The organism is Cellulophaga sp. HaHaR_3_176 (assembly GCF_019021925.1).
Taxonomy (GTDB): domain Bacteria; phylum Bacteroidota; class Bacteroidia; order Flavobacteriales; family Flavobacteriaceae; genus Cellulophaga.
Window position 1 is genome coordinate 168,474 of sequence record NZ_CP058990.1, and the last position, 12,342, is coordinate 180,815.

Annotated in this window: 11 protein-coding genes and 1 pseudogene; all 12 read left to right on the forward strand. The window is 30.1% G+C overall.

The window, feature by feature from the left end:
* The first annotated feature begins 168 nt into the window (after positions 1-168).
* The 12 genes and pseudogenes from H0I23_RS00775 to H0I23_RS00830 all read left to right on the forward strand — a co-directional run bounded on the left by H0I23_RS00775 (position 169) and on the right by H0I23_RS00830 (position 12,342).
* Positions 169-2,664 (forward strand): ATP-dependent Clp protease ATP-binding subunit, encoded by a 2,496-nt coding sequence (locus H0I23_RS00775; RefSeq protein ID WP_216784574.1) that lies wholly within the window; start codon positions 169-171, stop codon positions 2,662-2,664.
* Between the two features lie 51 nt (positions 2,665-2,715).
* Positions 2,716-3,165 carry a hypothetical protein gene (locus H0I23_RS00780; RefSeq protein WP_216784575.1) on the forward strand — a complete coding sequence of 150 codons (450 nt, stop codon included), beginning with the start codon at positions 2,716-2,718 and terminating at the stop codon, positions 3,163-3,165.
* Positions 3,166-3,229: 64 nt separating this feature from the next.
* Positions 3,230-4,522, forward strand: a pseudogene (locus H0I23_RS00785) (DUF5458 family protein); the annotation flags it as partial.
* Between the two features lie 131 nt (positions 4,523-4,653).
* Positions 4,654-6,384 carry a DUF5458 family protein gene (locus H0I23_RS00790; protein WP_216784576.1) on the forward strand — a complete coding sequence of 577 codons (1,731 nt, stop codon included), beginning with the start codon at positions 4,654-4,656 and terminating at the stop codon, positions 6,382-6,384.
* A 27-nt stretch (positions 6,385-6,411) separates the two neighbouring features.
* The gene (gene tssD, locus H0I23_RS00795) at positions 6,412-6,684 is read left to right on the forward strand and encodes a type VI secretion system tube protein TssD (protein WP_216784577.1); all 273 of its coding nucleotides are present in this window, start codon (positions 6,412-6,414) and stop codon (positions 6,682-6,684) included.
* 144 nt (positions 6,685-6,828) lie between these two features.
* Positions 6,829-7,110, forward strand: coding sequence for a hypothetical protein (locus H0I23_RS00800; protein WP_216784578.1), 282 nt, complete (start codon positions 6,829-6,831; stop codon positions 7,108-7,110).
* Positions 7,111-7,139: 29 nt separating this feature from the next.
* Entirely contained in the window at positions 7,140-8,696 is a 1,557-nt protein-coding gene (locus tag H0I23_RS00805) for a hypothetical protein (RefSeq protein ID WP_216784579.1), read from the forward strand.
* On the forward strand, positions 8,696-9,400 hold the full coding sequence (locus H0I23_RS00810; RefSeq protein WP_216784580.1) for a hypothetical protein: 705 nt from the start codon (positions 8,696-8,698) through the stop codon (positions 9,398-9,400). The genes H0I23_RS00805 and H0I23_RS00810 overlap by 1 nt, the downstream gene beginning before the upstream one ends.
* A gap of 343 nt (positions 9,401-9,743) precedes the next feature.
* On the forward strand, positions 9,744-10,439 hold the full coding sequence (locus H0I23_RS00815) for a hypothetical protein (protein ID WP_216784581.1): 696 nt from the start codon (positions 9,744-9,746) through the stop codon (positions 10,437-10,439).
* A 251-nt stretch (positions 10,440-10,690) separates the two neighbouring features.
* Positions 10,691-10,993 carry a hypothetical protein gene (locus tag H0I23_RS00820; RefSeq protein ID WP_216784582.1) on the forward strand — a complete coding sequence of 101 codons (303 nt, stop codon included), beginning with the start codon at positions 10,691-10,693 and terminating at the stop codon, positions 10,991-10,993.
* A 287-nt stretch (positions 10,994-11,280) separates the two neighbouring features.
* The gene (locus tag H0I23_RS00825) at positions 11,281-11,478 is read left to right on the forward strand and encodes a hypothetical protein (RefSeq protein ID WP_216784583.1); all 198 of its coding nucleotides are present in this window, start codon (positions 11,281-11,283) and stop codon (positions 11,476-11,478) included.
* Positions 11,479-11,889: 411 nt separating this feature from the next.
* Positions 11,890-12,342 (forward strand): GPW/gp25 family protein, encoded by a 453-nt coding sequence (locus H0I23_RS00830; RefSeq protein WP_216784584.1) that lies wholly within the window; start codon positions 11,890-11,892, stop codon positions 12,340-12,342.

Below are 12,342 nucleotides of genomic sequence, written 5' to 3' on the forward strand. Positions count from 1 at the left end.
AAATTCAGCCTTAATTATAATAATTTATATAATTAAAAGTTATTATTTCAAAAAACATGTAGTAAATATGTGTAATTACCCTATATAATATTATATTTAATAAATTATTTAAGTAATACTTGTATTACTTAAATAGATAGATAAATTTTACCTAGAGAATATTATTTAATGACATATAACCTATCCAATCAAGTTAAAGATGTACTACATATTGCTGAAGCAAATGCTAAAGGATATTTAAATAGTACGTATGGTGCATCACATATTTTTAGAGCACTTTTACATAAAGAAATAGGCTTAAGATCACTTATTGAAAACATAGATGGAGACATTTATTACCTTGAAGAGTGGGCAGATGTAAGAATGGAATCTTTGCCGAGATCAAGTAAAATTTCAGATGTCATTTTAGGAGATCAATCTGTAGATGTTGTTTTAAACGAGGCAGAAATGGTTAAGCTAAAACTAGGATTAGAAGAAATTGATCCTGTTTGTGTTTTAGCAGCTTTATGTACTCCAGGTGTTGGGTTTTCTTATGAGCAATTAAAAACATTGCCTTTAACAAGAGAGCAAATACTTTTGGCTACTGCCGGTACAAGTACAAGTGGAAAAAGTTCAAATTCAGTAAATCAAAAAGCAAGTTCAAACGCATCAGGCAGCAATGCCGCTAAAAATGATGTGCTTGCGAAATATTGTATTGATAAAACATTACAAGCAAAAAGCTCAGAGTTACAAAAAATAAAAAGTAGAGACGCAGAAACTAAAACTATAGTAGAAATTTTTGGTCGATACTCTAAACCTAACGTGTTAATTACAGGAGAGCCAGGTGTAGGTAAAACAGCACTTTTAGATGGTTTTACTGAAGCTATTGTAAATGGCGATGTTCCTGCAGCGTTAGCAAATGCTCAAATTTTCGAATTAAATTTTATTGAATTAGTTTCTAGTGCAACATATAATGGAGAGGTTGAAGACCGTTTCAAGAAAATATTAGAAGCTATAAAAGAATTCGAAAAACCTATTTTTTTAATAGATGAGCTTCATAATTTAACAGACAAAGACGGTCCTACAAAAGGCTTGATAAATATTTTAAAAGCAGAACTAGTAAAAGGAGAAATTACAATATTAGCAACAGTTACAAATGATGCTTTTAGAAAGCATATTGAAAATAACGAGACGCTAGCTAGAAGATTTGAAATCATCCGTTTAGAAGAGCCATCAGAAGAAGATGCCTTTAGAATGATTGAGCATACGCTATCTGGTTATAGCGCTCACCACGGTTTAAAAGTAGATAAAGAAACAATAGAAGAGGCAATACGTTTGTCGAAAAGATTCAATAAAGATAGAAGTTTACCAGATTCAGCAATAGATTTATTAGACCGAACGATGTCTGCAAATAAATTTATGTTAGAAACTACTGAAACGGTTGTGAAAACGTTACAAGATGAGGTTAATGAAATTGTTTCTAGCGATATAACAGAAGAAGAAAAGTATGGTAAATTAAGTTGGATTTACGATACACTAAAAAATAGATTAAGCTATTTGCTGTTTACGGTAATAGATGAAGATGATTTTAAAAAGAAGCAAGGTACATCACTAGAACTGTCAGAGCAGCTAGAAAATGTGCTTTCTATATTTAGTACGCATGGCTCAACGGCTAAAGAAGCAATTACGAAAGATGATGTTTCTGCAACAATAGCAAACAAAACAGGTATTCCAATAGGTCAGCTACAAGCAAATGAAAAAGAACGCTTGCTAGAAATGGAAAATATTTTAAAGAAAAGAGTTGTAGGTCAGGATCATGCTGTAAAAACTATTTCAGAAGCTGTTTTAGAATCTAGATCAGGACTTAGTAAACCAGGGCTGCCTATAGGGTCTTTTTTCTTTACAGGTCCAACAGGTACAGGTAAAACAGAACTAGCTAAAGCTCTAGCTGAATTTTTATTTCAAACTCAAGATGCTATTTTAAGATTTGATATGTCGGAGTTTAAAGAAGAACATTCTGCTGCTTTATTATACGGAGCACCTCCAGGCTATGTAGGGTATGAAGAAGGTGGGGTTTTAGTAAATAAAATACGTGAAAAACCATATTCTATAGTTTTATTTGATGAAATAGAAAAAGCACACCCTTCTGTATTTGATATTTTCTTGCAGATTTTAGACGAAGGAAAATTAAATGACAGATTAGGTAAAACAGGAGATTTTTCTAACGCAGTAATTCTTTTTACTTCAAATATAGGGAGTGAGCATGTGGTAAACTCTTTTAATAAGGGAACAATACCAGAATCTTCTGAATTAATGGGGTTGATGGGTATGAATTTCAGGCCTGAATTTTTAGGGAGATTAACTGAAATTGTACCATTTGCACCAATTACAAAAGAAAATATAGTTCGAATTTTCAATATTCAAATGAAAGATTTATTGAAAGCTTTGAAAAAACAAGAAATTACGTTAATACTAAGTGAAGAAGCACAACATTACCTAGCAAATAAAGGGTTTACACCAAAGTACGGAGCTAGGCCATTGCGTGGTACTATTAGAAATGAACTTACAAGGCCTTTATCAAGGCTTTTAATTACAGGTAAAATTAAAAAAGGAGACATTGTTAAACTAGATATTGAAAACGAATCATTGAAATGGGAGTTACCTAAAGAGTTAGTTTTAAATTAATTATATTTAGGTGTAACTAAAATTTCATAAAATTATTAAAACAAAAAAGATATGAGCAATCAGGCCTACGGATTAGGGGGAACTGAAGTGAAAAGAGAAAGCATAGAATCTCTTCAGGAAATACCACAGAACAGAACTATTTTAGTAGAAAAATTAACTCAAGATCAGCCTTTGAGACCAGAAATGGTAAAAGGTTTAAAAACAGTTGGTGAAGTTTTTCAACACTATGCGCCCAAATTAGATTTGTCTTTTGAAACAAGTGAAGGGGTAGAGTCTAAAGGGACTTTGAAATTTAATAACCTTGGCGATTTTGGGAAAAAAGGAATTGTAAATCAAAGTGAGTTTTTAAGTGATTTAGATACGGAAAAAGAGCAATTCCAAAAAGTTGTAAAACAACTTAAAACAAATAAAATTTTGAAAGCAGCTTTAAGCAATCCAGAAGCTAAGGAAGCATTGCTTAATACAATAAAAGATATGATTTCTGAACTTGATAATAATTAGACATGGCTAAAACAGAAAAAGCAAATCAGCAACAAGGTACAGCTCAGGCAACTGTAGAAACTAAAAAAAAAATAACGATATTCTTATAAAATATGGTGGTTTTGATTTAGTTGAGGCGACTATTGATGGTAGTCAGAATATGAACCCAGAACGTAAGGCACGTAAAAATATATTTCTTACAGAGAGTTCAAAAAAGTTAGAGCGTAAAACGGTAAAGAAAACTTTAGAAATATGGTCTTCAATACTTTCTAGTTCAGAAGATATTTCTGAAATGGTTGAAAACGCAGAGAAACAATCAGAAATTGCAAGTAAGACTTTAGATAAAAATGTAAGTTTAGCATTAAAAGAAACTAGAGATTTAGAGCGCTCGTACCGTTCTATGGCCCTTTTCTTTAAAAATGCAGAAGAAGAAAAAATAAGAAACGTAACTATTGTTAACGCAGAGCTAGATCAAATTAAAGATTTAGATAATACTAGTTTTGTAGATGCTATTACGGCAGAATTAAGAGATAGCTACGATCGTTTAGATCTTAGTGATAACTACGGTATTTTGGTAATTCCGGGTTACTTGGGCTCTAAAATGGTGGTAGATAAATGGGCTAAAATTGCTTATGATAATAAAGTAATGCTTGTTACCGATTTTGAACATTTAGACGAGCCGGATGATGTGCTTGAAATGTTTGAAGCTGCAAAATTAACAGGCAGCGATAACTATCTTTCAAACGTTATGATGACATGTAACTGGCTTTTAGGTCGTGAAAAACTTGAAGAAGTTGGTGAAGAAGATAACTTGTATGTTCCGCCATCAGGAGCTTTAGCAGGTAAGCTGTATCAAACTTTAATGTCGCAAGTTGCTGCAGGTAAAAAGTACGGTGGAATGAGTGAAGTAGCTAACGTGAAATTTGATCTTAGAAAAAGCGAAATCACTAATTTAGAAAAAATAGGTTTAGTGCCTATGGTAAATGAATATGGAAAAGTAATGGCATTCTCTGCCAAAACATTATTTAACGGCGATAATTTAGGCCTGCAAACATACTCAGTAGTACGTGTTTTTGATTATGTTACAAAAGTACTTATGGATTTTCTTAACAGAAGAGCTTTTGAGAACTTTAACGCGAAAACTAGATCAGAATTAAACAGCCAAATAGTTAAGTTTTTGGATAAAATTTCTGGACCAGGTAAGCTTATTGAAGATTTTACAATAAAACGTTTTGAGCAAGATCCTGTTCAAAAAGATCGTATTCATTTAGATATACATATGAAACCTTATTTTCCAGCTAAAAACTTTTTGATCAAATTAGATGGTCAAAAAGGAGATGATGGTACGGATTGGGAAACAGAGTACGAACAAAAATAAAATTAATGTTATAAAATGCTATTTAGCACTCTTGCTCTTCACTTATTTTAAGTTAACGCAAGGTGTTGAATAGTATTTTTTTTTACTCTACACCCAAATACACCTATAAACCTTAACCTTTATACATCTACATGGCTCAAGTTTTTGGATCACAATTTATTAAGAAAAAACAGACGGATATTCGTAACGGAATAAGTAATATTCCTACGAATAGAACTATGTATTTAGAGCAATTAACACTCTCTGTACCCGTAAAACCATTACTGGTAAAGGGCTTAGGAAGTTTACAGAGTATTTTTAATTACTTCAGGCCTTCTGTGGCCGTTTTTCATGAAGATTACCAAGGAGCAATAGCAAAAGAAACATTTGTATATGCTTCATTAGATGACTTTGAACCTGAGAATTTAGTAACCAAAAGTGCAGTGTTAAAGCAGTTAAAAATACAACAGGTTAATTGTTTAGAACTTTTAAAAGCAGAAGATAATACTCGTTTTTTTACTAAAATAACAAAAGATAAAGAAGTACTAGAAAATTTTTTATTAGAATTTGAAAGTGCTCTAGGTAAAGGCACTGAACTAGATTTTATTGAAAAACAGTTAAAAGCTAAAACTTCAATTTTAAAAATGCTGTTTTCTCATACAAATATTTCTTATACGGTAGATAGGTTAAAGAAAGCCAAATTAAAAAGCAGTTATAAAAGTTTAAAAGGTGAATTATCGGCTCTTTGTTACTTATGGCATTATCTATTTATAAACACGACCTCTAAATCAGATTTTCAAAAAAGAGGAAAAGAGTATTATACTGTAGTTGAAGATAGGTTTAAAGCTAATCTTTTAAATATTTTAGAAATAGCAAAACCTTTAGAGATCGCTTATTATGGTTTAAACCATTTTATAAAAAATACAGAAGAAGAAAGTATTTCTAACCTTACTATAATAAATGTAGATAAAGAGAATTGCAGCACATTAGATAATCCAGTTTTTTTTAATTTAGTAGCAAAAGAATTAAAAGATACTTATGATAGGCTAGATATGATGGACCATTATAGTTTAATGGTGTTTCCTGGTTATTTTGGGTCGCATAATGTACTTACCCAATGGTCAAAAATTGCAAGCGAACATAAAGTAGTATTAGTAACAGATTTTTCAGATTTAGACACACCAGAAGATGTTGTAGAACTTTTTGAAAAAGCAGAACATGTGCAGCAAGAAACATATTTAGCAAATACAATAATGACCTGTAATTGGTTGGTGGCTCGCGGGGCAAACAAATGGTTAGGAGAAAAAGAACCTTTATATGTAGCACCATCGCCAGCATTAGCAGGTAAACTATATTCAAGCCTTTTATCACAAGCATGTGCAGGTACCGAATTTGGTAGAATTAATAGTAGTAAAGGTGTTCGGTTTTTAATGACAAAAAATGATTTGTCGACTATAGAACAAAAAGGACTGATACCGATGTACTATACAAATGGCAATACCATTGCATACTCTGCTAAAACCTTGTTTAATGGTGATAATTTAGGTTTGCAAACCTATAGTGTAGTTCGTGTATTCGATTATTTATCAAAAGTACTTGTCGATTATTTAAACCAACGAACTTTTGAAAACTTCAATGTTAATATTCGAAAAGAGACAATGGAAGAAATTATACAGTTTTTAGATAAGCATGTAGGGTCAGGTAGGTTGATAAGCAATTTTAAAGTGTTGCGTTTTGAGAAGGATCCAAAACATAAAGATCAAGTGCTTTTAAACTTAAATATTACACCCTATTTTCCTGCAAAAAATTTCTTGATACGCATGTATGGTAAAAGTGATATGAATACAAGTAGTTGGAAAACAGATTATAGTTTAGTAAAATAATTAATAAAATAGCCGCTAGGTGTCATAATGAAAGGCATACTAGAAATAAACGGAGATAAATTAAATGTGCTATACTTTAATAATGGTATACATACAGAGGTAGATAGTACAGGCAGGCCATGGGGTATGCCAAAAGGTGGTGTATTTAGTATAACAATACCTTTAACAAGTAATATTGGTGGTTTAACTAGAGCAGCTTTAGATGATACATTACAGGTAAAAGGTGAGCTTTTATTTTACCAGTGGGATATGCTTAAAATAGCCTCAAAATTAGAATTTGCAAATGCCCATGTGATATAATACTCAGAGCATTTTAATCACGATAGTAGTGAGCCACCATTAATAAATATAGTTTTCAGCCCTGGTATTCAGCGTTTAAATAATGAAGATATTTTTGAGAAACCTTGGAACCCTAGTAATCCTTTTGCGGAGGCTCCGGTGGTTGTGGAGGAAACAGGTGCACCTGAAATCATAGAAACATATTATGAAGATACAGATAGAAACAGAATACCGGATAATAAAATTAGAATTGGACAAGAAGTGAATTTAATAATTAGAACAAGAAATGCAATTGGAGAGTTAGTTTCTATAGATTTGGCTGATAATTGTAGAGATTTTGAATTTAACGGAGAATTATTGGAGAATGATATTTTAGAAGACATTGTCATTAGATCAAATACACAACAAGTAGGTCTTAAAATTGTAAAAGAACAACATGAAGAATAAGGTCAGAAATAATTATAAATAGTATAACAATGGGAAGAGTTTGGTTTAATGCTCATGAGCATATTACTAGTGCTTTTGAAGATTTAATAATATTTGAGCCAAAAATAACTAATGCGTATTTTGCTGAAAAAGTGGTTTCTGAAAACTCTTCTTCAAATACCTTAACAGTTGCTTTTAATGAAATTCATCAAGGAATTTTAGGGAGAGATGTTTATATAGTTGTTGAAACGGAAGGTTTTGTACCTATAGGAGAGTCAATCTTTTCTGAAATAAGAGCAAATCTCAAAATTAATTTTAAGACAGGAGATTGTAATCTTACAGGGACCGCTGATGAAGTTTTACAAATAACTGATGGTACGGCTGATGTGAGCGAATTTGTTACTCAGGTAGGCAGTACAGAAGTTTTGAACGACACAGAAGGTAATTGTGTGTATACTAATTTAGAAGATTATGTTGATAAAGCTATTTTTAAAGTATCATTTCGACCAAATACCCGTGATACTTTTGATGAATGGGCGGAAAATATATATAAAGTAGGCATGGATTTACCATCTATTGTAATACAAGTTTTACCTGAAGACTATAACATGGTTGTTGTGTATGGAGCTAATGCAAATTCATGGACTCAATTACCAGGTGATAATATTTTTGCTAATAGTGAAGGTCATCTATTTAAGTTGGAGAATAAAAATGTATATGAAATTTATCATGGAGATAATTTGTATAACAACTTTGATGAGATAAGCATTAATGGTGAATTGGTAAGGAAGAGAATTGGTGAAATTGTAAATGATTGGTCAAGAATTGATCAATTTGATGAAGAGGATCCTAAGCACATTGTTGTTTATTTTTATAGAGATAACAACGATAATATCCATGAGATATGTACGACTGAGAGGCATAGAATTAGAGCAAAAGCGAGAACAAATAATGTGCCAATTATAGCGCAAAGAGGTCAATTATTGGATTCTGTTGATTTTACTGCCAATAGAGCTGCTGGTGAAGATATTGACGCCTCAAGTTTAGAAATTTATGAAACAGGAACCTACAGTGATAATAATGGATACAGTGCTAAATGGTATGCCAATCAAAATAATGAAGTATATTTAATAGATGCAGATATTGAAAGAATTGAAGGGGTTGGAGGACAAAATTTTAGTGCATTAGAATATAATGATATAACGTCAGGATTGAGGGTTGCATTTGCTTATCAAGATACAAGGAGAAGATTTGCTAATCCAATTTTATTTGCAGGTATAATTGGTGCTTTGGCAGAATTAAATTTAAATCATAACACATCTAACATTTATATTATATCTGAAGGTTTTGCTTATATTGATGGCTCATGTTACCCTAGTTCAGGCCATGTAAATGGTATGGCATATGATACTCATTATTTAATGAATCAAGATGATCAACAGGTATTTATTAATAGTTTGTCTCATTATGGTTTTGGGAGAAATATTGTGGGATGTAATATGTCTTATGATAATTCTGTTAATGATTGTGGTGAATATGGTAATATTCACGAAAATCATATGCACAGTGATACGTTTTTTATTAATCGATTGCATAATATTAATTAATGAGACATAGTTACATAATATTTGGTTTATTAATACTGTTAATTTCTTGTAAATATAAAAATGAGACAAATGTTCCTCAAAGTAAAGTCAGATCAATGGGAACTAGTGATATTTCACTACAATTTAGATTTGATACAGTAAATAAAGAAGAACTCAAATTACCATTAGGGTATTCAAAAATAACTCTTTTAAAATCTGTGAAAAACCTTAATTATGATTGTTATAAAGGTGCCTTAGATAATACAGTACTAACTATTACTAACTTTGGTTTTAAAGATAATATTAGTAGCCATAAATTTTTTAATCAACTTATAGAAGAGAGTAAAGATTCATTAAATATTGCCTTAAGTAATAATTACTATGCTAACCTTAAAGAAAGAAGTTATTTTATTTCAAGCTCTTATATTCAAAAAGGAAATTTGAAAATATTCTTTTTAAAAACTGTTTACAGCAGAGTGTACGACAATAAAAAAGGAATAGAAAATATATATTTAATATCCTCAAAAGATGGTAATGTTATCGATATATGCAATATATATTATCATGCAGTAAGGACGCATAGTATGGAATCTAGGTTTTTTCACCTAAGTAAAAACTGGAATGTAAGTACTGCTATTTATACGAACATAGAAGGGGATATTTCAATTAGAGGTATTAATAAATTTAAAATTGATGATAATGGTTATTTTAGTAAGCTAAATTAATTATTACGGAGAATTCAAAGAAAAAAATAATATTATTTTCATTATTACTTTCCACTATTATTTTTCCTTTGTTATATGGTAGTAAATTTTATAACCCAGAGATCGTTTCAACGGTTCATAATGATTATTAATAATAAGTCGAAATAAAACTAAGGATAGTGTTGAGTTATTAAATCAACTTACTTCCCCTGCTAACGCAGGCGACACGCTCGTGCCCGCATTATTTTCATCTTTTGCGCTCAGTGTAGATTTTTTTAATAAAAACCCTTCAATGCTTCCACCTATTGAAGATATTAAACATATTGTTCATGCATTGAAATAATTTACTAATAAAATTTAATTTATGAGATTACATATATTTATAATATTATTTGTCATACTAAGTTTTAGTAGCTGTAAAAAAGTATCTAAAAAGGATAACAATGTTATTGAGCTAAAAAAACTTTTTGATTTTCAATTAAGATCCTCAGACGAACAAAATCTTAGGGGTTTATCAAAAGTAGCATTCTCTGATAGTATATTTGTTATTTATGGTAGTAGTTTATATTCCAAAATGGATAAAATAGAAGATACAATAATAAATTCGTATCGTCCACATATCTATAAAAAAGGAAAATTGATTAATGAATTTAATGAACAACATTCAAAATCATATTATGATAGCATCTTTTTGAATTTAACGACGAATAATTTAAAAACACTAACTATTCGCGAATTTAAAAATAGTGCTATAAATATCTTTGTATCGGGTCAAAACGACGTTCTTTTAGGAAAAAAGATTAAAGAATTTGAAAAAGAACAACTAAAAGACGGAACAGACATCCAATTTTATATAAATGAAAGTTATGAAGGGGTTTTAAAAATATGCAATAAAAATAAGAAAAAAACAATTATTGTGTCAGAGTCTAATCCTGAACATTTCTTAGTATTACAAGACATTACTGGAGATGAAGTAGAAGAATTATTTATTGGAACTATAGAATATGATTATCATGGTTTTATACTTTATTACTGTTCCGTATTTCAAATAAGTAATTGATATTTTAGAAAGTAACCTATTGCTTACAATATATAAAATTCATGGCCATCCTGCCGAATGTCAACCTCCATTAGCGCGAGCGTCACGCTCGTGCTAGCATTTACTTTCATGTTTTCAGCTCAGAATAGTTTTTTTGACTTTGTTTACTAGGCAGGCGGACTTTGTAGAGTGCTACAATATTTACTCATACAATTCAAAATTTTGTCCCCTAAAAAGGGCTTATTTCTAATTGTAAAAACTGATTTATTTTTATGACTGGTATCGGAATTATTTTTAGTGTAGTATTATTTATTTGTGTTTACTTTTTCAGAAAACACAAAACCAATACTATAGGAAGTGGTGGTCAATTAAAATCTATACGATTAGAAGAGCTCTCAATAATTCAGTTAGATAATTTAGTGGTAGATGGTTTTAATAGAAAAGAGGAGCAATTTGTGGATGAGTATGGTACCGTTTATACTCCTGAAAAGTACCAAGAGCATTTGCAATCGGAAAATATTTTTTATGGAAATATTTTTCTAAAATTGAAAAAAAGAATACAGCTAAAAAGGTAGATTTATTTTTAGATGATAAAGAGTCTTTTAAGGTTGATTTTGAAAGTATAATTGTAGAGGGTTTCTTTTTTACAGAAAATGTAAGTGTAGATGTTTATGATAGGGAATCTCACTTTTATAAAGACGAAATTTATTTAAGTGTAGAAGGATTTGATTTAAGAGGCTCGCATCATAAAAATAAAGATGTTTCTAAATTTTCATCTCAATTAATTATTTCTTTTGATTATAAAGAAGATACTTATAAATTTAAAATAGTAGATCTACCTATAAATGAAATAACCCTTAGAATGAAACTGTATGAGCAAGGATATGCTAATATTTATGTTCTAAATTTAATAGATGAGAAAGCTAATATGTCAAAAGTCATAAATGCAAATAATCAATCTAACTCGTATGTATTAGGGGATTGCTTTTTTCTAGATTTCCGATTTTTAAATGATCAAAATATCGATATCATTAAATTAGGAGAATGTAAATCGTGTTAGTGAATTTTTAAAATGAAGCATTATTATAAGTTATAAATGCAGCAATTATTTTAGAATTTTACAGCCCTGTAAATCTTATTTTTTTAAATTTTAATACTACTCTTTACAATTTTTTTGATCTTCATAATTGCATTTGCAAATAAAAAAACTGAAGTTCGCATACCGAAAATAAATACAATTAAACATTTTTTTGTAGTATATCATCTTTATAAAAGCCAAACAATGAGAATGTGGTTTTCTGTTTGGTTTTTATAAATTTCTTATATTCAGGCAGTTCTATTGATAATTAGTAAATTTTATGCGAAATAAGTCTGTGAATAGCTTTATTAAAGAAAAAAGGTACTTTTTTTTAAGATAGATTATTCTTGTTGTACGAAAATATTAATTTAATTTAACCGTTTTCATTTCAGATTGATAAATTTAAATTACCGAATGAAATTAGATTATTACTCTTTACCCATCAGTGCGGGAAATTTAATAAACCCAACAAAAGCACCTAAAGTTTTGTTGGGTGAATCTGTAGCACAACACCTGAAACTTATTATGACAACGAGTTATGGTGAGTGTATGTTTGATAAAGAATATGGTTGTTCACTTTGGAGTATCGATTTTAATAACGTAACAAGTAATTCTAAATTAAAAGAGACAATATCCGATGCAATATTAAAGTCAATTAAAAAGCACGAAAAAAGATTATCAGAAGTTGAGGTAGACGTAGAGGTAGAACAAGAAGAGCATTCTGTCGATATTAATAAAAATTCTATTAGAAAATTAGTGCACATAACTATAAAAGGTCAGCTGGCACAGATTGATGATGATTTCGTTTATTATGAGCACTTTTATATAGGGCCATTATCTTACTAA

Coding starts and splice junctions, on each gene's coding strand:
- H0I23_RS00775 (WP_216784574.1), top strand. CDS start 169: ATGACATATAACCTATCCAATCAAGTTAAAGATGTACTACATATTGCT.
- H0I23_RS00815 (WP_216784581.1), top strand. CDS start 9,744: ATGAGATTACATATATTTATAATATTATTTGTCATACTAAGTTTTAGT.
- H0I23_RS00780 (WP_216784575.1), top strand. CDS start 2,716: ATGAGCAATCAGGCCTACGGATTAGGGGGAACTGAAGTGAAAAGAGAA.
- H0I23_RS00820 (WP_216784582.1), top strand. CDS start 10,691: ATGACTGGTATCGGAATTATTTTTAGTGTAGTATTATTTATTTGTGTT.
- H0I23_RS00825 (WP_216784583.1), top strand. CDS start 11,281: ATGAAACTGTATGAGCAAGGATATGCTAATATTTATGTTCTAAATTTA.
- H0I23_RS00805 (WP_216784579.1), top strand. CDS start 7,140: ATGGGAAGAGTTTGGTTTAATGCTCATGAGCATATTACTAGTGCTTTT.
- H0I23_RS00790 (WP_216784576.1), top strand. CDS start 4,654: ATGGCTCAAGTTTTTGGATCACAATTTATTAAGAAAAAACAGACGGAT.
- H0I23_RS00810 (WP_216784580.1), top strand. CDS start 8,696: ATGAGACATAGTTACATAATATTTGGTTTATTAATACTGTTAATTTCT.
- tssD (WP_216784577.1), top strand. CDS start 6,412: ATGAAAGGCATACTAGAAATAAACGGAGATAAATTAAATGTGCTATAC.